Raw genomic sequence first — 17,854 nt, 5'->3', positions numbered from 1 at the left:
CCATGGGCGTGTTGATTGCGGTGGAAGGCCTCGACGGTGCGGGCAAACGCACGCTGACCGACGCCGTCGTCGCGATGCTCGCCGCGCGTGGACTGCGGACGGCCACGCTGGCCTTCCCACGCTACGGGCGTTCGGTGCATGCGGACCTGGCCGCCGAGGCGCTGCACGGCAAGCACGGTGATCTCGCGGCGTCGGTGTATGCGATGGCTTTGCTGTTCGCGCTCGATCGGGCCGATGCCCGTGACGAGTTGTCGAAACTCCTGGCGGACAATGACATCGTGATCCTGGACCGCTACGTGGCCTCCAACGCGGCATACAACGCGGCCCGGCTGCACCAATCCATGGACGGTGAGATCGCGCGCTGGACAGCCGAATTGGAATTCGGCAGGTTCGGCATGCCCGAGCCGACGCTGCAAGTGCTGCTGGAGGTCTCGACGGAAGTGGCGGCCGAGCGTGCCCGCAGCCGAGGCGAACTCGACGACAGCCGCGCTCTCGACGCCTACGAACGCGACGGCGGACTGCAGCAGCGCACCCTCGAGGTGTACCGCGAGCTGGCCGAACGGGACTGGCACGGCCGGTGGTGGATATACCGATCCGATGACGATCCGGCCTCATTGGCCTCGCGACTAGCCGAAATTGCAGGCCGATAAGGTTGGATGTGCCGCGGGATCCCACGAGTGTTGGCGTGGCGGCCCGATCCGAGCCGGAGAGATGACACCATAGTAATTATGAAGCCCAAGATTCTGGTCGTCGACGACGATATGGCGCTCGCTGAGATGCTCACGATCGTCTTGCGCGGGGAAGGGTTCGACCCGCATGTGGTCGGTGACGGTACGCAGGCGCTGGCGGCGGTTCGGGAGATCCGCCCCGATCTTGTGTTGCTGGACCTGATGCTGCCCGGCATGAACGGCATCGATGTATGCCGTGTGCTGCGGGCCGACTCCGGAGTTCCGATCGTGATGCTCACGGCGAAGACCGACACGGTCGACGTCGTGCTCGGTCTGGAGTCCGGTGCCGACGATTACATCGTCAAGCCGTTCAAGCCCAAGGAGCTTGTTGCCAGGGTGCGTGCCCGCCTGCGCCGCACCGAGGAGGAGCCCGCCGAGCTGCTGTCGATCGCCGACATCGTCATCGACGTGCCCGCCCACAAGGTGACGCGCGGCGGTGCGCAGATCTCGCTGACTCCGCTGGAGTTCGATCTGCTTGTCGCGCTCGCCCGCAAGCCCCGCCAGGTGTTCACCCGAGAGGTGCTGCTCGAGCAGGTCTGGGGCTACCGGCATGCCGCCGACACCCGCCTGGTGAACGTGCACGTGCAGCGACTGCGCGCGAAGGTCGAGAAAGATCCGGAGAACCCGGAGATCGTGCTCACCGTCCGCGGCGTCGGTTACAAGGCCGGACCCCCGTGATCGAAGGCGATGCCGATCGTTCGAACGATGGGGAAGGGGTGGCCCACCGTCTCGAACGATCGCTCGCACCGGTGATCGCCTGGTTCAAGGAAGTCGGCACCGCGCTCGGCCATGTGTGGCGTCGTTCGCTGCAATTGCGCGTCATCGTCTCCACGCTCACCTTGTCGCTGATCGTCATCACGATCCTCGGCGTGGTGCTGACCAGTCAGATCACCGATCGATTACTCGACGCCAAGATCAACGCGGCGGTCGAGGAGATGGATCGCGCCCGTAACACGGTGGAGAACCAGCTCGCGGGCGTGCACGACATCGGCACCCAGCAGCAGCGCCTCGCCGACGCGCGCAACGCGCTGTCCAACCGCGGCGGCACCGGCCAGTCCAGCGGTGCGGCAGGCAGTTTCGACTCGGCGCTGAGCATCGTCGGCGGCACGCCGCTGCAGCAGATCTCGACCGGCCCGATCCAGGAGGTACCGGAGGAGTTGCGCCGCTATGTCGAGCGCAACCAGGTCAGCTATCAGTTCGCCACGGTCTCCGACCCCGATGGCTACCGTGGCCGTGCGCTGATCATCGGCAGCCCGAGCGCCGAGATCCCGACACTGCAGATCTATCTGATCTTCCCGCTGGCGAACGAAGAACGCAGTCTGTCGCTGATGCGCGGCACCATGCTGATCGGCGGCATTGTGCTGCTGGTTCTACTCGCCGCTATCACCGCGCTAGTCACCCGTCAGGTGGTGCTGCCGATCCGTTCGGCCGCGCGGATCGCGGGCCGTTTCGCTGACGGCAGGCTCAAGGAGCGCATGCTGGTGCGCGGCGAAGACGACATGGCGCGCCTGGCCCAGGCCTTCAACGAGATGGCCGAGAGCCTGTCCAACCAGATCACCCAGCTGGAGGAGTTCGGCAATCTCCAACGTCGCTTCACCTCCGATGTCAGCCACGAGCTGCGGACCCCGCTGACCACCGTGCGCATGGCCGCAGATCTGATCCACGGCAGCAGCGACGATCTCGACGCCGCACTCGCCCGAAGCGCCGAACTGCTTGTCACCGAGCTGGACCGCTTCGAGGGCCTGTTGAACGATCTGCTCGAGATCAGCCGTCACGACGCGGGCGTCGCCGAACTCCAGGTCGAATCCCTCGACGTGCGGATGTGCGCGCGGGCCGCGATCTCGACCGTCCGGCATTTGGCCAAGGAGGCCGGCGTCGAGGTCGTGATCGATTTGCCGGAGGATCCGTTGGTCGCCGAGGTCGATCCGCGCCGGGTCGAGCGGGTGCTGCGCAATCTGCTCGCCAACGCGATCGACCACAGTGAGGGCAAGCCGGTGCTCATCCGGATGCGCGGCGATCTCGATGCCAACGCGGTCGCGGTGATCGTCCGCGATCAGGGCATCGGCCTGCGACCTGGCGAGGAGAAGCTCGTCTTCAACCGATTCTGGCGCTCGGATCCGTCGCGGATGCGTCGTTCCGGTGGCACCGGACTCGGGCTGTCGATCAGCGTCGAGGACGCGAACCTGCACGAGGGCAAGCTGGAGGCGTGGGGCGAGGTAGGAGTTGGCGCCTGCTTCCGGCTTACGCTGCCGCTGGTGCGCGGCAAGAAGCTCGGTGCCAGCCCGCTGCCGCTCGAGCCCGTGTTGCGCAAGCACGCACAGCTGCGTGCGGTCGAAGCCGCGCCCGCGAGCAATGGCGAGGCCGAGCGGACCGCGGTGGTGGCGGAGCCGGAACCGGTCGAGCGGGCCGAGGTGACGAACGGCACGGGACCGCAGACCGACCAGAGTGCCGCCGCCGACGCCGAAGCCACCGAACCGGGAGACCTACAGTCATGAGGATGCGTGCCTGGTATCCGATGTCGCACCGGCGGTCCGCGCTCGGTGCGGCCGCCATCGCGGCGTTGCTGATGCTGACCGGATGTGCGAGTCTGCCGGAGTCCTCGGCGCCACAGGCGCTCGGCACCATCAACAGGGAGCCGACCAACGACGGTCCGCCGCCGCCCATCGCGGGACGCGATCCCGACCTGCTGCTGCGTGATTTCCTGCAGGCCACCGCGGATCCGACCAACCGGCACCTGGCCGCTCGGCAGTACATGACGCCGTCGGCGTCGGCGCAATGGGACGACACGGCGAGCACGACGATCGTCGAGAAGACGGACACGCTGCGTGAATCGCGTGTCGGAGACAAGGCGACCTATGTGATCCGAACGCACAAGGTCGGTGAGCTGGCGCCGGACGGCGCCTATCGGGCAAACGACTTACCGCTGGAAAACAAGATCGAAATGTCGAAGGTCGACGGTGAGTGGCGCATCGACCAGGTGCCGGACGGCGTGATCATGGACCACTCCGCGTTCGCCAAGTCCTACCGGCGTTACGTGCTGTATTTCATCGACCCCTCCGGCACCACCGTGGTCCCCGATCTGCGGTGGATCTCGGTTGCCAAGAATCAATTGACCCAACGACTGATGACCCTGCTCACCGAGGGCAGCCAGCCCGCACTGGCGACCGTGGTGCGCAACGAGCTGGCGCCGCCGGTCACGCTGCGCGGTCCGATCACCAAGGCGGGCAGCGATCCCGGTGAAGTCGGTGTCGGGCTCGGCGGGGTGCGCATCGACTTCGCAGGCGCCACCAATCTGTCGCCACGCGACCGAGAGCTGCTTGCCGGGCAGGTGGTCCTCACGCTGGCAGGCGCCGACATCCTCGGCCCGTACATGCTGTTTGCAGACGGCAAACCGCTGGACGATCGATTCGCAGACTGGTCGGTCGCCGACGTCGACCATCTCAGCGTGGCGGCACACACGAAGAATCGAATCGGATTGCACGCCCTGCGCAACGGATCCCTCGTGCAGGTCACTGCGGACGGAATGGTCACCCCGCCCGGTTACTTCGGTGCTGTGAACAACCTGCAGTCGGTGGGTCTGTCACCGGATGGCCAACTGGTCGCTGCCGTCGCCGATGCCGGTCGGCCGCCCCCCGAACCGCCGCGCACGCTGATGGTCGGCAGCTACGGCGGCAATGCGTTCCCCGTCGCCGAGGGCACGACCATCTCCAGGCCATCCTGGAATGCCGACGGCAGTGCCGCATGGGTGGTCATAGACGGCGAACGGGTGATCCGCGCGGTCAACGACCGGACCACCGGAACCGTCTCGGTGCAGGATGTCGACATCTCGGCGCTGACCTCGGCGATTCCCAGCCTGACATTCCGGCTGCCGATAACCGAACTACGGGTTTCCCGAACCGGGGTGCGTGCTGCGCTGATCGCCGACGGCAAGGTTTATGTCGCGGTCATCGTCCCACAGCCGAACGGCAAGTACGCCCTGACCTCACCGCTTCCGCTGGCCGTCGGACTGAGCACGGCCGCCGTCTCGGTGGACTGGCTCGGTGCCGACACCCTGCTCATCGCCCGCGCGGGCGATGTCGACCCGGTGAGTTCTGTGTCCGTGGACGGTTCCCAACCGCTCCCGCAGACAAGCCAGAATCTGACCCCGCCGGTGCGGCTGGTGAGCGCCTCACCGGAACACCAGTACGTCGCGGATTTGCGTGCGGTACTGGAGCTGACCAGCAACCCAGGCGGTGGCGAGCCCTACTGGCGTGAGGTGCCCGGTCTCGGCGCGAATGCCATTCCGGTCCTGCCCGGCTGATCGTCGTGGTTGTCCGATCGCCCGCGGGTGCGCTCGAGCGCTACCGGCAATCGGTGACCCGTTGAATGCTTCGGACCCACCCGCGTAGCGGCGTAATGGTTGTGCTGGAACGGAATCGGTCACCAAGCCGACTTACCATCTCAGTGGCAGCGCTCGGATTACGTCGCGAGGTCGGTCGATCGAACTTGTCGGTGGGTGCGCGCACACTCGGGCGATGCGGACACTGCTGGATCTCGTGCTGCCGTCGGCCTGTGCCGGATGCGGGGCGGCCGGGGTCGGCTGGTGCGCCGATTGTGCGGCGGTGCTGACACACGGGCCGGTGCGGGTGCGGCCGCGTACCGAGCCCGGGGTGCCGTGCTGGGCGCTCACGAAGTATGCGGGTCCTGGGCGGCGGGCGGTACTCTCGGCCAAGGAGCACGGGCGCCGCGATCTGGCGGAGCCGCTCGGCATGGCACTGTCGACTGCGTTAGCGCTATTGCGGGCCGAGGGCCGGCCGCTGGTGTTGATTCCGGCGCCGAGCAGAAGGGTGGCCGCGCGCCGCCGGGGCGGGGATCCCGTGGTGCATACGACCCATGCGGCGGCGAGGTGGCTGCCCGATTGCCGGGTGGTACCGATGTTGCGGGTGTGGTGGGGTGTGCGGGATTCGGTGGGCTTGACAGCCGCGCAGCGGCGGCACAATCTCCGGGGCCGAATCGTGGTGGCGCGCAGTCGCTGCGGTGGGGCGGTGATGCCGGAGAATGTCGAGGTAGTGCTGGTCGACGACGTGCTGACGACCGGAGCCACCGCCTCCGAATCGGTCCGGGTGTTAGCCGGAATCGGGGTGCCGGTACGTGCCGTGGTGGTGACGTGTGCTGCTTGACTCCGGGAAATTTGCGTGAACACTGGCGGACCGCCCGATGTCGTACTACCGTCGCGGTCACACACCCGAACCGGCAGTTTGGAGGTGGCGCCTCGGACATCAATGTGCCGAGAGATTGTCAATCGGCACGGCTCATCCCGCCGCACGTGCATCGGTTTGTGCGGCCATATCCGGGAGGTACGCGTGACGACTTCTTCACGACCTTCAGTGAAAGATGCCGATTCTTTGGTGCTGGATTCCGGCACCCAGGATCAGACAGAGCAACCCCCAGCGGACCGTCCTAGGACACCTAGCGCGGACGTCGTGGTGAAAGGTCGCAACGTCGAGGTACCTGATCACTTCCGAATCTACGTCGCGGAGAAACTCTCCCGACTCGAACGTTTCGATCCGTCGATCTTCCTCTTCGACGTCGAGCTCTTCCATGAACGAAATCGTCGACAGCGCAAGAGCTGCCAGCGAGTCGAGATCACCGCACGCGGCAAGGGGCCGATCGTCCGGGCGGAGGCCTGCGCGGACAGCTTCTATGCCGCATTCGAATCGGTGACTGCGAAGCTGGAGAGCCGGTTGCGCCGGACCAAGGATCGGCGCCGGGTGCACTACGGCGATAAGACCCCGGTGTCCGTTGCCCAGGCCACCGCGGACCTGATCGACGATTCCCTGTTCGTTCACGCCAACGGCACTATGGCGCACGACCACCCCGAGGGTGAAGGCCGCCGTGCTTCCGAAACGTCGGAGGCAACGGACTACGAGGCCGGCCCCGGTCACATCGTCCGCACCAAGGTCCACGCCGCGACTCCGATGTCCGTCGATGACGCCCTCTACCAGATGGAACTCGTCGGCCACGACTTCTTCCTCTTCCAGGACAAAGAGACCGACCGACCGTCGGTCGTCTACCGTCGGCACGCCTTCGACTACGGCCTCATCCGGCTCGCGTACTAACCACGCTCCCGCCTCTCCGGGTATTCAGCGCACCGAGTTGGATGCCCGGAGACTGCGATGCACGCGGTCGTTCACCGTCTGTCGCGGAAGAACGTCTTGTGTAGCAAGGATTCTCGGCGTTGGGGGCGCATGGCCTGGAGCATGACCAGGTCGGCGAAGGTTTCGGCGTCGCGCTCGCGGGTGGATTCGTAATCGCTGCGACCGAGGACGTGTGCGATGGATTCCGGGGAGATCGAGGGGAGCAGATCGGTGATCACGGCGTAGTTCTGCGTCGAGGGACGTGACGGTTCGGCGCCGTGTCCGAGCAGCATGTGCCCGAGTTCGTGGACGATGATGTGCTCGGCATGCCATTCGGTGGTGTCCGCGCCATAGGCGATGACGTCGCTGTCGTGCTTGGCGATCCACAGGCCGCTGCCGGTGCCGCAGCCGGTGCCCGAGAGGATGGGTGTGTCGACGGGAAGCAGGGTGATCGTCCGGCCGCGATGGGCGGCGACTGCGTTCAGGTAGGTCGGCAGATCCCACGGGTGGGGTATCGGGACGGTCCGGGAAAGTTCCCGAAATCGGCTGTCCAAACCGGCCATTCGATGCGATCTCCTACCTACAGCGGCACTACGGTTCCCGCCCCGGTAGGAGACGATGTTACCGAGTCGGTGGCCCGAGTCGATCCGCGCTCTCGATGATGGCGGTGAGCATGGCGGGATCGATGTCGGAACCGCGCAGTGCGATGCTCGCGACATTGGCGTCGCGCATGGTCGCGAGCAGCTCCAATTCCCGGTCGATCGCAACCGCGGCCAGCCCCGACGTGGTGAGGTAGTCGGCGCTCACGCCGAAGCACTGGGCGATCGCGGTGAGCACGGTGGTATCGACCGCGGCGGCCGCCTCGTCGAATTCGCCGCGGCGCAATCTGTCGATGTCACTCTCGCGCACCTCGCGCCGCAGTTGGTCGCTGACGTGCTCGGCCACCGACGATGTACTGCGTTCGGGAGCCGAGCGTGGGTGCACGGTTGCGAACAGCCGGTTGATCTTCTGGCTGAGCGCGAGACTTGCTCGGGCCGCCGCGTCGTCGGTCATGTCCTTCACCCTCAGTGCCTGCCGTTACGGATCGGTGTCGGACCATTGTTGGCTGCCAGCCAGCGGGCCCGAAACCGGGCCTCGGTGGTGGCGTCCACGTCCTCGGTTCGGCCTGCCAACCAGCGGCGATAGCGGCGCTCTTCGAACTCCGACGGATCGTCGGCCTCGGCGGGCACCTCCAGCAGATGCGCAAACGCCATCTCGACGAGCGGATGCAGGTGCCTGCCCGGCCCGCCGTTGCGTTCGAGCATTGCCGTCGCATAGCGCGCCGATAATCGGGAGACGACAGCGTTGAGGTCCGAAATCGCCGAGACCACATGGGGTTCGGTCGTTCGGCCGCGCTCGACCGCGTCGTTGAGTCGGCCGGCCGCCGCGAGCAGGCCGGTCAGGTCCGAGATTTCGAAACGGATCGAATCGGGTCCCGACACGATCGATTCGTCGGATCTCGGCGCGTGTACGTCGACGTCGTGTGCGGCCGGGGCGCCGCCCGCGTAGGTGCGCGCGGCACTGCCCGGCAGCCAGCGCAGGGGCGCGTCGAGTTTGTTGAGTGTGTGTGTGCTGATTGCTGCGTCGCCGTCTTCGATCTTCCTGATCGTCGGCGCCGAGGGCCCTCCAAGATCACCGATCTGCATCTGGGTGAGGCCGAGTTCATCCCGGCGCTCCTTGATGATTCGGCCGAAGCGCTTCTGTCGCGACAGCTCCGAAGGGCTCTGCATAGTGGGCCTCATGGTAGATCCAGCGTAGCCAAAAAGACAAGTTGATAGAAAACATTTGAAAAATCTATGAGAAAATTGCTACTGTTTCTTCGCGCCGAGTGGACGACGTCGGCCTTGCAAAGTGTCGGCTTTGGGCAGTTCCGGAACGAGCAGGGGCGTTCGCCGGGACTGGCGCCCGGTCTGTTGCGCAATGGCGCGCGGCAGGCCGGCTCACCGGCGACGAACCGGCTCAGCGGCACTGGAGGGGATCGCTGAGCCGGGGGCGTGGCGCCGGAACTTACCTTGGAGTAAGTTAGAGAGTCGAGGCTCTCGAAGGGAAAACCCATGGCTACCAAAGCTGCTCGCCGTGCTGTCATTGTTTCCGGCGCCCGGACGCCGTTCGTGCGGGCGTTCGCCGAATACACGCGAATGGACTCGATCGCACTGGCGGATGCTGCGGTGCGGGGCCTGCTCGAGCGGACCGGGCTGCCGGGCGCGCAGGTGCAGGCCATTGTGTGGGGCGGGGTGATCCTGCCGAGCGTTGCACCGAACATCGCTCGGGAGATCGCGCTGGATCTGGGGCTCGACGCCGGGTGCGAGGGGTACACGGTGACGCGAGCCTGTGCGTCCGGATTGCAGGCGGTGACGTCGGCGGCCGCGGCGATCGAGCGCGGCGAGTACGACATCATGATCGCCGGTGGCAGCGATTCCACCAGCAATGCCGAGGTGAAGCTGCCGCAAAAAGTGGTGCACGCGGCCGCGCCGCTCGCCCTCGGCAATCCGAAGCCGAAGGATTTCCTGTCCGCGATCGCGCAGCTCGCGCCATTCACCGATCTGCTGCCGAGCAGGCCGAAGATCGCCGAGCGCACCACCGGTGAGGTGATGGGGGAGTCGGCGGAGAAGATGGCCCGCATCCACGGTGTCAGCCGCGCCGACCAGGACGAATTCGCCGCGCGCTCACACCACCGCGCCGCCGCTGCCATCGAGTCGGGACGCTTCGACGACGAAGTACTGCGGGTGCGCACCCCGCAGGGCGTCGAGGTAGCGCGTGACGGGTTGGTGCGCGGGGACACCAGCATCGAGAAGCTGGCGCGCCTGAAGCCGGTGTTCGCCGCCGACGGCAGCGTCACCGCAGGCAATGCCAGCCCGCTCACCGACGGCGCCTCCGCGGTGCTGCTGATGAGCGAGGAGAAGGCGCACGCACTCGGCTACCGGCCGCTTGCCGCCTTCCGTTCCTGGAGCTACGTGAGCGTCGATCCGACCGACCAGGTGCTCATCGGCCCCGCCATCTCCATGCCACGGGCTTTGGACAAGGCCGGAATGTCCTTGGGCGACATCGACTTCGTCGATATACACGAGGCGTTCGCCGCCCAGACTCTGTCGGTGCTCGCCGCACTGAACAGCGACGAATGGGCGAAGACCAGGCTCGACCGGGACACCGCGGTCGGCGCGGTCGACATCGACAAGCTCAACGTGCACGGCGGCTCGGTCTCGCTCGGCCATCCGTTCGGCGCGACCGGCGCCCGCATGGTCACCACCATGGCCAACGAGCTCGCCCGCACCGGCAAGAGCGCCGCCCTCCTCGGCATCTGCGCCGCGGGTGGCATCGGCGCCTCGGCGGTACTGGAGCGCGTCTGAGCCCGGCCGCTCAGTTCCGGTAGGTTTCCTGGTGCACTGCGTCCGCCAGGGGACGTCCGGTGCGCCAGCCGAACCGTTCCAGGTCGGGAACCCGCTGGAATTCGTGGACCGGGCCGACGCAGAGCCAGGCGACCGGACGGATGCCGTCCGGGAGGCCGACAAGATCGGTGAGGAATTCCGCATCGTAGAACGACACCCAGCCGACCCCGATCTGCTCTGTGGTTGCGGCCAGCCAGAGGTTCTGGATCGCCAGAACCGCAGAGTAGACACCGGTTTCGGGGACGGTTGCCCGCCCGAGCACCTGGGGGCCACCGCGGTTGTGGTCGTAGGTGACCACAATGCCGGTGCCGCTCTCGGTGATGCCCTCGATCTTGATCGGCTCGAACGTCGCCGCACGCTCCGGCGGCAGCGCATCCCGGAATTCGATCCGTTTGTCCGCAACGTGGTCGGCGAACCTACGCAGGGTCACCGGATCTTGCACGACCACGAAGTCCCACGGCTGTGAGTGGCCGACACTCGGCGCCCGATGAGCGGCATCGAGTATCTGCCACAGCGTCGCATCATCGACGACGTCTCCGGTGAACTCCGCCCGCACATCGCGTCGCAACCGGATGGCGTCGTACACGCTCAAATGATCAGCACACACCAGGCCAGTCAACCAGCAGCGAACCGTCACCTGCACCCGGGACATAGGTTGTGTGCCTCGTCGACGGCTGCTCGGGGGATATGAGGTGCATCGGTCGATCAGCGCCGCGGTCGAGGCAGTCGCGTGCGGGTTGACCGCGGCGGGAAAGACGAAGGCAAACGGTGTGGGCGGCTGATCAGCCGATGGACACGGCGCGGCGGGTGAAACGACGACGACTCTCGGTGAGCGCCGTGCGCAGGCCGCGGCGCTTGCCGGTGATCGGGTCGATCGTCGGGTGGGTGTCACCCTCGAACTTGCGTTCCGAGGCGGTCTCGGGGGCATCGTCGGTGGTGGCGCGCAGGTACTTGTTGGGCAGCGCCAGCTTGAGGATGGTGCGCCAGGACTTGAAGTACTGCACCGGCAGCGAGCCGGTGGTGTAGGGCAGGTCGTATTTTTCGGCGAGGGCGCGCACCTTCACCGCGATGTCGGCGTAGTGGTTGCTCGGCAGGTCGGGGAAGAGGTGGTGCTCGATCTGGTGGCTGAGGTTGCCGGTCATGAAATGCAGGACGGGGCCGCCGGAGATGTTGGCGCTGCCCAGCATCTGGCGCAGGTACCACTGGCCCTTGGATTCACCATCGATGTCGGCCTTGGTGAACTTCTCGGCGCCGTCGGGAAAGTGTCCGCAGAAGATCACCGCGTTGGTCCAGACGTTGCGGACCATATTGGCGGCGATGTTCGCGGTCAGCGTCGAGAGGAACGCGGGGCCGGTCAGCAGCGGGAACAAGAGGTAATCCTTGCCTACCTGCTTGCCGATCTTCAACAGCACCTCGCGGCGCTTGACCTCGAACTCGGCCCGCTCGGGTGAGCCCTCCTTGTACCGGCCCACCTTGCCCAGCTCCAGATGCTGGACCGCGACACCGTATTCGAAGAACAGCTGTAGCAGCAGGTTGTAGACGGGGTTGCCGATATTGAAGGGCTTCCAGCGCTGGTCGCGGGTGACGCGCAGCAGCCCGTAGCCGATGTCGTCGTCCATGCCGAGCACGTTGGTGTACTTGTGGTGCAGGTAGTTGTGCGTCTGCTTCCAGTGCTTGGACGGCCCGGTGTTGTCCCATTCCCACGAGCTGGAGTGGACCTCGGGATCGTTCATCCAGTCCCACTGGCCGTGCATGACGTTGTGCCCGATCTCCATGTTCTCGATGATCTTGGCGGTGCCGAGCAGGGCGACGCCCGCCAGCCAGGCCGGCGGCAGGAAGCTGGCGAACAGCACGGCGCGGCCGCTGATCTCGAGGGCGCGCTGCAGCCGGATAACGTTGCGGATGTACTGCGCGTCGCGCACGCCGCGCGAGGCTTCGATATCACGGCGGATCGCATCGAACTCCGCGCCGAGCGCTTCTACATCGGCTTCGGTGAGGTGTGCGTATTCCTTGACATCCGAGATCGCCATGGCGGTTACAGTACCGTAAGTTACGAGACCGTAGGTTGCGGGGATAGGCCTCGAGATGTGGCAAATCCCCCATTGCAAAGGCGGCCGGGGTCTGCTATGTCAGCGCTTGCGCCGAATGCGGCGTAACGCTCGCTCCCGCGCGGCTTTTCGACGCAACGTCGCCTGTTCCTGCCTGGCCTTTTCCTGCAGCGCTACCTTGGCCTCGCGCAGTACTTCTTTCTCGTGCCGTGCCTTTTCCTTCAGCACCACTTTGGCCTCGTTCAGCGCCGAACGCAGACCGCGTCGCTGACCGGTCTCCGGGTCGACGGGCAGCCAGTGCGTCTCGTTCCAACGGTCGGCCCACCGCTCGGTGTTCGGCATCGACGGCATGGTCGGCATGGAGATGCCCGCGAACTTGCGCTCCGAGGAGGTCTCCGGGGCATCGTCGGCGGTGCGGCGCAGGAACCGGTCCGGCAATGCCAGCTTGTGGATGGTCCGGAAGGCCAGCAGGTACTGCTTGCCGAGCGAGCCGGTGGTGTAGGGCAGGTCGTACTTGTCGCACAGCTCGCGCACGCGGACCGCGACCTCCGAGTACCGATTGCTCGGCAGGTCGGGGAACAGGTGGTGCTCGATCTGGTAGCAGAGGTTGCCGCTCATGAACGCCATGACCGGACCGGCCTTGAAGTTGGCACTGCCGAGCATCTGCCGCAGATACCATTCGCCACTGGTCTCGCCCTCGAGCTGCTCGACGGTGAATTTCTCTGCGCCGTCGGGGAAGTGGCCGCAGAAGATCACCGCGTAGGCCCACAGGTTGCGCACGAAGTTGGCCGTCGCGTTGGCCTTCAGCGTGCTCTTCCACGCGGGGCCGGTCAGCGCCGGGCAGAACACGAAGTCCTTGGCCACCTGGCGGGTGATCTTGCGGGCGAATTCCTTGTTCGGCTCCGACATCAGTTGCTTGGGCGTGCCGGACAGCTGCTTTTCGATGTCCCAGTCGTGCAGCGCAATGCCCCACTCGAAGGTCGCGGCGAGCAGGACGTTGGCGAACGGTTGGACCAGGTGGATCGGCCGCCACTCCTCGTCGCGGGTCATCCGCAGGATTCCGAAGCCCAGGTCCTCGTCCTTGCCGAGCACGTTGGTGTAGGTGTGGTGGGAGTAGTTGTGCGCCCGCCGCCACTGCGACGAGGGACCGGTCATATCCCATTCCCACGAGCTCGAGTGGATCTCCGGATCGTTCATCCAGTCCCACTGCCCGTGGCTGATGTTGTGCCCGAGCTCCATGTTCTCGATGATCTTCGCGACCGACAGCAGGGCCGTGCCGCCGAGCCACGCCCAACGGTTGCGGCTGCCGAACAGCACCGCGCGCCCGGCGACTTCGAGCGCCCGCTGCGCGGCAATGGTCCGGCGGATGTACTTCGCGTCCCGTTCCCCGCGCGACAGCTCCACCGAGCGGCGAATCGAATCGAGCTCCTGCCCCAGTGTTTCGATGTCCGCGGCCGTGAGATGGGCGAACGCCTTGATATCGGTGATGGCCACCGGGGTCCTTTCGCTGCTGGAATTACCTCGAGGGTACCTGGCGGCTGCTCCGACTACGGTGCGCTCGCGGTGCCCGTTGTTACACGTCGAGTGTGCAGTCGCCTGCCGCGGCCGAGATGCAGGTTTGCACCTTGTCGCCCTCGCGGCGCTCGTCACCGTTGCGCAGATCGCGCGTATGTCCGGAAGTTATTGTCACCACGCAGGTTTGGCAGATGCCCATCCGGCAGCCGAAGGGCATCTGGACCCCGGCCGACTCGCCCGCCTCCAGGAGACTGGTCGCACCGTCGACCTCGGCGCTGCGTCCGGTCTTCCCGAAGGTGACGGTGCCGCCTTCGCCGACCGCGGAGCGCTCGATCTCGAAGCGCTCCACATGCAGTCGATCGGCGATGTCCGCATCGCGCCAGTGGTGCTCGATCTCGTCGAGCATCGCGGCCGGGCCGCAGGCCCAGGTCTGCCGCTCGCGCCAATCGGGGAACTGCTCATCCAGTTCGGCGAGGGAGAACTTGCCCTGCTCGCTGGTGAGCTGCAGATGTGAGGAGAAGCTCGGGTGCCGATCGTGCATATCGCGCAGTTCCGCGCGGAACATCACGTCGTCGTCGGTGCGCGCGGAGTGCACGTGCACGACGTCGGTCACCCGGTCGCGACGGTCCATTGCCCGCAACATCGACATGACCGGGGTGATGCCGCTGCCCGCGGTGAGGAAGAGCACCTTCTCCGGCGGCGGGAAGGGCAGCACGAAGCCGCCCTGCGGCGCGGCGAGCCGCACGATGGTGCCCGCGGCGACGCCGCTGACCAGGTGGCTGGACAGGAAGCCCTCGGGCATAGCCTTGACCGCGATGGAGATCAGCCGCTTGCTGCCGTGTTCCGGGTCGGTCCAGTTCGGCGGGCAGGTGAGCGAGTACGACCGCCAATGCCAGCGGCCGTCGATCAGGATGCCGATGCCGATGTACTGACCCGGCTCGTATTTCCAGTCGAACCCCCAGCCGGGCTTGATGACCAGGGTGGCCGAATCGGCGGTTTCCTTGCGCACCTCGACGATTCGCCCGCGCAGCTCGCGTGCCGACCACAGCGGGTTGGCCAAATGCAGGTAATCGTCGGGCAGCAGGGGGGTGGTGACCCGCGCGACGGCGCCGCGCAACACGTTCAGCCGTCCACCGCGCTCGGCGACATCGGCGGCCGGTGCTTCCAGCCACTCCCGAACACCCTGCACCGAGAATCCCCCTTTTTTCAAGACCATCGCTGCCGTTCGTCTCCCTGTCGTAGTGTCCGCTGTCACGGCCGCCTTGCAGTCAGGTTACGGCATCGTAGGTTCGAGCGGGGATCGGCAGGTTCGATAGGCGATCTGTCAGCGCGGGTCTTGCACGAGGGTGTCGCTCACAGCAATTCGAGCAGGAAGGGGAGTTCCTGCGCGGCGTACCAGGCGAGCTGGTGGTCTTCGGCGTCGCCGAGCACGAACTCGGCATCGGTGTCGCCGAGGTCGGCGGCGTCGACGACATCGACGGCCTTGGCGACCTGAGGCTCGGCCTCGGCGAGGTCAACGTGCACCGAGGCGATCTGGTCGTAGCTGATGGGACTCGTCAATCGCACCACGGCGTCGTCGAGGTCGGAGCGCAGTTTCGCGCCGATCACGTCGGCGGCGATCACCGCGCGCCGGTACACCGGGCTGTGGCTGTGCGTGGCCGTCGGCCCGGCGTCGTCACTCTCGGCCGGTGCGGCATCGTCGGCAGGGTCGTGGTCCGCGGATTCGGCGGGCTCCTCGCGTTCGGCGGCGAGCAGCCGCAGCGAGGCGCGGGCGGCCTCGCCCATCGCGACCTCGGCCAGTTCGTCGTCGTCGCCGGAGGCGTAGGCCTCGCGCAGCGCGGGGGTCACCGCGAAGGCAGTGCCGCTGACCGCGCGCAATTCCCGGTTCGCCACCAGTTCGCGCAGCATCGGCACCGTCGCGGGGATGTAGACCCGCAGCTTGTTCTGGTCAGATACAGGCACCGAGCATCTCCTCCATGGACTCGTGCACCGACGCGGCCAGCACGCCGATGTCGGCCATCGCGTCGCGGTCGGCGTTGAGCCCGTAGAAGACGCGCCCGTCGTAGGACGTGATCCCGATACTCGAGGCCTGATTGCGGAGCAGCGGCGACACCGGATACATCTCCAGCATCCGCGCGCCACCGATGAACATCGGTGTCTGCGGACCCGGTGCGTTGGTGATCACCAGATTGAACGTGTGTTCTGCGAACGTACTCGCTGCCCGCACGCTCATCGCATGCAGGCTGGCCGGAGCGAACCCGGCCAGGTGCACCAGAGTTCGCGCCCTGACTCCGCGCCGTTGCTTGCCGGTTGCCTCGGTCGCGTGCGAGATGTGCGACAGCCGCATCACCGGGTTCGGTTCGCCGACCGGCAGATCGATCAGGAACGAGGACACCTCGCTGGCAGAGTGCGGCTGGTCGCTGTCGACGCCCTCGACGTACACCGACATCGGCACCACCGCACGCAGCACCGTCGACTCGGTGAGCGCCTCGCCACGGGACAACAGCCAGTTGCGCAGTGCGCCGGTGACCACCGCGAGGATGGCGTCGTTGATCGAGCAGTCGAAGCGCTTGCGGATCTTGCGGTAGTCCTCCAGATCCGTCTGGACGACATCGAACCGGCGGTTACGGGAGGTCTTGGCGTTGAGCGGGCTGTCCGGCGTGCCGGCGGTTGCCACCCGCACCGCCGACACCACCGAGTCCACCGCCTTGCCCGCGGCCCCGATTACCGCGAAGGCGCTCGCGCTCGCATGGCGGGCCACCTCCAGTGCCTCGCGCGGCTGCGCGGCCAGATGGGTCAGCGCGCCGACGAACAGTTCCATCTCGTTGGGTTCGCGCGGCGCGTGCCAGGCGTCGTCGGCGAAAGCGCGTGGTGAGGCGCTGGCATCGAGGATCACGTGCCCGATCTCCAGCGCGGTTTCCCCGTCGACGAGCGCCGAATGCGTCTTGGTGAAGATCGCGCGCCGGCCGTCGGAAAGACCCTCGATCAGGTACATCTCCCACAGTGGCCTGCTCTGGTCCAACGGCCGCGAGGCGAGCCGGGCCACCAGATCGTGCAGCTGCTCGTCGGTGCCGGGACCGGGCAGCGCCGACCGCCGAATGTGGTAGGTGATGTCGAAGGCGCTGTCCTCCACCCAGACCGGCCGACCCAGCGCGAACGGGATCTCGCGAACCTTGCGGCGATAGCGCGGCACCAGCGAGAGCCTGGCCTCGACAAGATCGACCAGTCGGTCGTAGTCGAGTGCGGGTTCCTCGGATCCGTGCGCGGGGTCGGTGTTTCGGACGATCGCGAGGGAGCCGATATGGATCGGATTGCTACTCGACTCGAGCCGATAGAACGCCGCGTCCTGCGGCGACAATCTCGTGATCACGCTGCCCGGTGCTCCTTCCGACGCCTTGGTCGACGCCGATTGTGTTCACTCCACAACGGTTCGCCTCTTCCCCTGTGGCATATCCAGCGAAACCGGCACACCTCTTTTACCCTGTTCGGGCCTGTGGCAGGCTGCGCCGACCCGAGCTCGGTGAACTCGATTCGATCACAAGGGGAAGGGTTGTGCACAGCAGACGATCGTCGCTGTCGCTCGCTCCGCATGAGCTGCGCTGCCCTGCCGTCATCACATGTCGTCTCCTCGCGGGCAGACCGTTACCGGGGGTGGGCCCGCGCGGGGACGATAGACGCCTTACATCGTACGACACCGCGACTGAAACGGGTTCCGCAGCAATTCGATTCGCTGAAAGTTCGCTGTGACCGTACTTCGGGGCCAGCGCATGGATCTGTGCACGCGACCAGCTGTGATACTCGACCGTGCCTGGGAGGCGTGCCGCGCGGCGGGTACGGTGGCAAGTAACGGGCGGGACCACATGGTGGGGCCGGGGTGAGGCAGCACAACGCTGCTCGTCGACGCTTACCATGGGTGCCGCATTACCATGAAGCGTGCTGCGGATTCCGTCATACCCGACGGGCCCGTGCGCACCGGCCCGACTGGGCTCCGCACTCGGGCCTGACGCGGGCGGCGGCCGACA

At 66.4% G+C, this 17,854-nt stretch carries 16 protein-coding genes; 7 read left to right on the top strand and 9 right to left on the bottom strand.

What is annotated here, in order from left to right; genetic code table 11:
- Positions 1–2: 2 nt before the first annotated feature.
- The 6 genes from ACLMAL_RS13350 to hpf all read left to right on the top strand — a co-directional run bounded on the left by ACLMAL_RS13350 (position 3) and on the right by hpf (position 6,826).
- Entirely contained in the window at positions 3–650 is a 648-nt protein-coding gene (locus tag ACLMAL_RS13350; protein ID WP_411999357.1) for a dTMP kinase, read from the top strand.
- A 78-nt stretch (positions 651–728) separates the two neighbouring features.
- Positions 729–1,406, top strand: a complete 678-nt coding sequence (gene mtrA, locus ACLMAL_RS13345) for an MtrAB system response regulator MtrA (RefSeq protein ID WP_062984230.1) — start codon at positions 729–731, stop codon at positions 1,404–1,406.
- Positions 1,407–1,444: 38 nt separating this feature from the next.
- Entirely contained in the window at positions 1,445–3,223 is a 1,779-nt protein-coding gene (mtrB, locus tag ACLMAL_RS13340) for an MtrAB system histidine kinase MtrB (protein WP_411999356.1), read from the top strand.
- A 2-nt stretch (positions 3,224–3,225) separates the two neighbouring features.
- Positions 3,226–5,028: an MtrAB system accessory lipoprotein LpqB gene (gene lpqB / locus ACLMAL_RS13335; protein WP_411999355.1), complete on the top strand. Its 1,803-nt coding sequence runs from the start codon at positions 3,226–3,228 to the stop codon at positions 5,026–5,028.
- Between the two features lie 214 nt (positions 5,029–5,242).
- Complete coding sequence (locus ACLMAL_RS13330) at positions 5,243–5,887, top strand: ComF family protein (RefSeq protein WP_411999354.1); 645 nt, start codon at positions 5,243–5,245, stop codon at positions 5,885–5,887.
- 231 nt (positions 5,888–6,118) lie between these two features.
- Entirely contained in the window at positions 6,119–6,826 is a 708-nt protein-coding gene (gene hpf, locus ACLMAL_RS13325; protein ID WP_411999477.1) for a ribosome hibernation-promoting factor, HPF/YfiA family, read from the top strand.
- A 71-nt stretch (positions 6,827–6,897) separates the two neighbouring features.
- On the opposite strand, the gene ACLMAL_RS13320 is transcribed toward hpf, so the two are convergent.
- Genes ACLMAL_RS13320 through ACLMAL_RS13310 form a run of 3 tightly spaced genes read right to left on the bottom strand, consistent with a single transcriptional unit; the run spans position 6,898 to position 8,613 of the window.
- Positions 6,898–7,407, bottom strand: a complete 510-nt coding sequence (locus ACLMAL_RS13320; RefSeq protein WP_411999353.1) for a hypothetical protein — start codon at positions 7,405–7,407, stop codon at positions 6,898–6,900.
- A gap of 58 nt (positions 7,408–7,465) precedes the next feature.
- Positions 7,466–7,897, bottom strand: a complete 432-nt coding sequence (locus ACLMAL_RS13315; protein WP_411999352.1) for a hypothetical protein — start codon at positions 7,895–7,897, stop codon at positions 7,466–7,468.
- Between the two features lie 11 nt (positions 7,898–7,908).
- Complete coding sequence (locus ACLMAL_RS13310; protein WP_411999351.1) at positions 7,909–8,613, bottom strand: helix-turn-helix domain-containing protein; 705 nt, start codon at positions 8,611–8,613, stop codon at positions 7,909–7,911.
- Positions 8,614–8,937: 324 nt separating this feature from the next.
- Here ACLMAL_RS13310 and ACLMAL_RS13305 point away from each other — a divergent pair, with 324 nt between their 5' ends.
- A complete protein-coding gene (locus ACLMAL_RS13305; protein WP_411999350.1) occupies positions 8,938–10,230 on the top strand; it encodes an acetyl-CoA C-acyltransferase in 1,293 nt (430 codons plus the stop codon).
- A gap of 10 nt (positions 10,231–10,240) precedes the next feature.
- On the opposite strand, the gene bluB is transcribed toward ACLMAL_RS13305, so the two are convergent.
- The 6 genes from bluB to ACLMAL_RS13275 form a co-directional block, all read right to left on the bottom strand.
- Positions 10,241–10,861: a 5,6-dimethylbenzimidazole synthase gene (gene bluB, locus ACLMAL_RS13300; RefSeq protein WP_411999476.1), complete on the bottom strand. Its 621-nt coding sequence runs from the start codon at positions 10,859–10,861 to the stop codon at positions 10,241–10,243.
- Between the two features lie 190 nt (positions 10,862–11,051).
- A complete protein-coding gene (locus tag ACLMAL_RS13295) occupies positions 11,052–12,299 on the bottom strand; it encodes a fatty acid desaturase family protein (protein WP_411999349.1) in 1,248 nt (415 codons plus the stop codon).
- A 99-nt stretch (positions 12,300–12,398) separates the two neighbouring features.
- Positions 12,399–13,811 (bottom strand): fatty acid desaturase family protein, encoded by a 1,413-nt coding sequence (locus tag ACLMAL_RS13290; protein ID WP_411999348.1) that lies wholly within the window; start codon positions 13,809–13,811, stop codon positions 12,399–12,401.
- 79 nt (positions 13,812–13,890) lie between these two features.
- The gene (locus ACLMAL_RS13285; RefSeq protein ID WP_411999347.1) at positions 13,891–15,048 is read right to left on the bottom strand and encodes a ferredoxin reductase; all 1,158 of its coding nucleotides are present in this window, start codon (positions 15,046–15,048) and stop codon (positions 13,891–13,893) included.
- A 137-nt stretch (positions 15,049–15,185) separates the two neighbouring features.
- Positions 15,186–15,740, bottom strand: a complete 555-nt coding sequence (locus ACLMAL_RS13280; protein ID WP_411999475.1) for a DUF6912 family protein — start codon at positions 15,738–15,740, stop codon at positions 15,186–15,188.
- Positions 15,741–15,780: 40 nt separating this feature from the next.
- On the bottom strand, positions 15,781–17,202 hold the full coding sequence (locus ACLMAL_RS13275; protein ID WP_411999346.1) for a WS/DGAT/MGAT family O-acyltransferase: 1,422 nt from the start codon (positions 17,200–17,202) through the stop codon (positions 15,781–15,783).
- Positions 17,203–17,854: the final 652 nt, after the last annotated feature.

The organism is Nocardia sp. CWNU-33 (assembly GCF_046764895.1).
Taxonomy (GTDB): domain Bacteria; phylum Actinomycetota; class Actinomycetes; order Mycobacteriales; family Mycobacteriaceae; genus Nocardia.
Note: the sequence above shows the minus strand (reverse complement) of the source record. Positions and strands in the feature narration are given on the sequence as shown.

Excerpts from the sequence above, each read along its gene's own strand:
- ACLMAL_RS13320 (WP_411999353.1), bottom strand. The coding sequence starts at position 7,407 with ATGGCCGGTTTGGACAGCCGATTTCGGGAACTTTCCCGGACCGTCCCG.
- ACLMAL_RS13315 (WP_411999352.1), bottom strand. The coding sequence starts at position 7,897 with ATGACCGACGACGCGGCGGCCCGAGCAAGTCTCGCGCTCAGCCAGAAG.
- ACLMAL_RS13330 (WP_411999354.1), top strand. The coding sequence starts at position 5,243 with ATGCGGACACTGCTGGATCTCGTGCTGCCGTCGGCCTGTGCCGGATGC.
- ACLMAL_RS13305 (WP_411999350.1), top strand. The coding sequence starts at position 8,938 with ATGGCTACCAAAGCTGCTCGCCGTGCTGTCATTGTTTCCGGCGCCCGG.
- ACLMAL_RS13285 (WP_411999347.1), bottom strand. The coding sequence starts at position 15,048 with ATGGTCTTGAAAAAAGGGGGATTCTCGGTGCAGGGTGTTCGGGAGTGG.
- ACLMAL_RS13310 (WP_411999351.1), bottom strand. The coding sequence starts at position 8,613 with ATGCAGAGCCCTTCGGAGCTGTCGCGACAGAAGCGCTTCGGCCGAATC.
- mtrA (WP_062984230.1), top strand. The coding sequence starts at position 729 with ATGAAGCCCAAGATTCTGGTCGTCGACGACGATATGGCGCTCGCTGAG.
- ACLMAL_RS13295 (WP_411999349.1), bottom strand. The coding sequence starts at position 12,299 with ATGGCGATCTCGGATGTCAAGGAATACGCACACCTCACCGAAGCCGAT.
- lpqB (WP_411999355.1), top strand. The coding sequence starts at position 3,226 with ATGCGTGCCTGGTATCCGATGTCGCACCGGCGGTCCGCGCTCGGTGCG.
- ACLMAL_RS13280 (WP_411999475.1), bottom strand. The coding sequence starts at position 15,740 with ATGCTGCGCGAACTGGTGGCGAACCGGGAATTGCGCGCGGTCAGCGGC.
- ACLMAL_RS13350 (WP_411999357.1), top strand. The coding sequence starts at position 3 with ATGGGCGTGTTGATTGCGGTGGAAGGCCTCGACGGTGCGGGCAAACGC.